Origin of the sequence: Rhodopseudomonas sp. BR0C11, assembly GCF_010820945.1 — a bacterium.
GTDB classification, from domain to species: domain Bacteria; phylum Pseudomonadota; class Alphaproteobacteria; order Rhizobiales; family Xanthobacteraceae; genus Rhodopseudomonas; species Rhodopseudomonas palustris_H.
In genome coordinates this window covers 1-1,949 of record NZ_QTKI01000603.1, presented here as the reverse complement: position 1 = coordinate 1,949, position 1,949 = coordinate 1, and the positions used below count along the sequence as shown (strand labels likewise).

Genomic DNA, 1,949 nt, shown 5'->3' with positions numbered 1-1,949 from the left:
CTCCTGCCTCGGCATGCTCGGCGGCAAGGCCCACGCGATCGGTCCGTTCGTCAACATCTACAACGAGTCGACCGCGGCGTATTTCGCCTCGCGCGGCGCCAGCCGCAATTGCCTGCCGCCGGAGCTGCCGCTGTCGGCGATCCGCAGCATTGCCAAGTCGCTGCCCAACGTGTCGTTCGAGGTGTTCTCGTTCGGCCGCGTACCGCTGGCGATCTCGGCGCGTTGCTATCACGCCCGGCTCAACAAGCTGGCGAAGGACAATTGCAAATTCGTCTGCGAGCAGGATCCCGACGGTCTCGCCGTGACGACGCTCGATGACGAGCCGTTCCTGGCGATGAACGGCGTGCAGACGCTGTCCTACACCTGCGCCAGCCTGCTCGGCGACATCGACAAGCTCAAGGACGCCGGCGTTTCCTCGATGCGCCTGTCGCCGCAGCAGTGCGACATGGTGGCGGTCGCCAAGCTGTATCGCGACGTGATCGACGGCAAGACCGCGGTGGCCGAAGGTGCGCAGAAGCTCGACCAGCTTTATTCGCTGAAGAAGTCGAATGGCTTCCTGTTCTCCAAGCCTGGCGCCGCCTTCGTCACCGACTCGGGCGACGTGCGGCGGATCGTGCCTGCGGCGTAAGGCCGGCGATTATTTAAAGTTCGGCGCCGTCTCCACACCACCAACCGTCATCCTCCGCGTATGCGGAGGACTCAGTACGGTGATGCGCTGATTCTTGAAGCAAAGCTCTGGAATACTGGATCGCCCGCCTACGCGGGCGAGGACGACCGAGGGGCGTTTGGTGTGGCACTGCGGACAATCACGCTGCCACGTCATGCGCGGGCTTGACCCGCCTGCGGGGCCGAAGCCCCTTCGGCGCGGCGAAGGCCCGCGCATCCATCCCGCGCGTGAGCGCGTGTTCAACAACATCAATTGAAGAAGATGGATCGCCGGGTCGAGCCCGGCGATGACGACTGTTTAAGGGGAGCCGTTTACGACCAGCGTCTGCTCAGCGCTTCAGCTTAGCGGCTTCAAGATCCGGGCGAGTTCGGCGTGGATGGTTTCGTTGCCGCAGACGATGTCGCCGGTCTTGAGCACGTCGCCGCCGTTGATGTCGCCGACGGTGCCGCCGGCTTCGCGGATCATCACGATGCCGGCCGCGATGTCCCACGGCGACAGATTGCGTTCCCAGAAGCCGTCGAAGCGGCCGGCCGCGACCGCGCCAAGGTCGAGCGAAGCGGTGCCGAACCGGCGTAGGCCGGCGACCTTCGGCTGCAGCGCGGCCATTTCGCGCTGGTTCTGCGCGAAGTCGCCGCGGCCGAGATGCGGCAGGCCGCAGCCGATGACGCAGTCGTGGAGTTCGCGGCGGTTGGCGACGCGCAGCCGGGTGTCGTTGAGGAACGCGCCCTTGCCGCGCTCGGCGATGTACAGTTCCTCATTGGCCGGATTGTAGATCAGGCCGGCGATCATCGTGCCCTCGCGCTCGAGACCGATCGAGATCGCGAAATGCGGGATGCCGTGCAGGAAGTTGGTGGTGCCGTCGAGCGGGTCGACGATCCAGCGATGGCTCTTGTCGGCGCCTTCGCGCGTGCCGCCTTCTTCGCCGAGGAAGCCGTAGCCCGGGCGCGCCTTCGTCAGGTCCTCGTACAGCATCTCTTCGGCCCGCTTGTCGGCGCGCGATACGAAGTTCGCCGGCCCCTTCAGCGACACCTGGAGATTCTCGATCTCGCCGAAGTCGCGCTTGAGGCTGCGGCCGGCGCGGCGCGCCGCCTTGACCATGACGTTGATGAGAGCGGAATGGATCATGGTCTGGTCTCGTGACGACCTGCGAACGGTCTGGTCGGGAAGGGGATGTGTGGGGTTTGCGGCCGCAAGGGGTGCCCTGTGCGGCGGGCGGCGTCAACCCGGATCATTTGCCGCCGCCGATCCAGGTCCGCGCCGCCTCTTCGGCCTTGGCGCGATC

The 1,949-nt window shown here is 65.9% G+C and carries 2 protein-coding genes; one reads left to right on the top strand and one right to left on the bottom strand.

Annotated features, from left to right (window positions below):
- A partial coding sequence (locus DYI24_RS25675; protein WP_164574317.1) for a U32 family peptidase occupies window positions 1-628 on the top strand: 628 nt, incomplete at its 5' end.
- A gap of 375 nt (window positions 629-1,003) precedes the next feature.
- Here DYI24_RS25675 and DYI24_RS25670 read toward each other — a convergent pair.
- Complete coding sequence (locus DYI24_RS25670; RefSeq protein WP_164574316.1) at window positions 1,004-1,792, bottom strand: inositol monophosphatase family protein; 789 nt, start codon at window positions 1,790-1,792, stop codon at window positions 1,004-1,006.
- Window positions 1,793-1,949 lie beyond the last annotated feature (157 nt).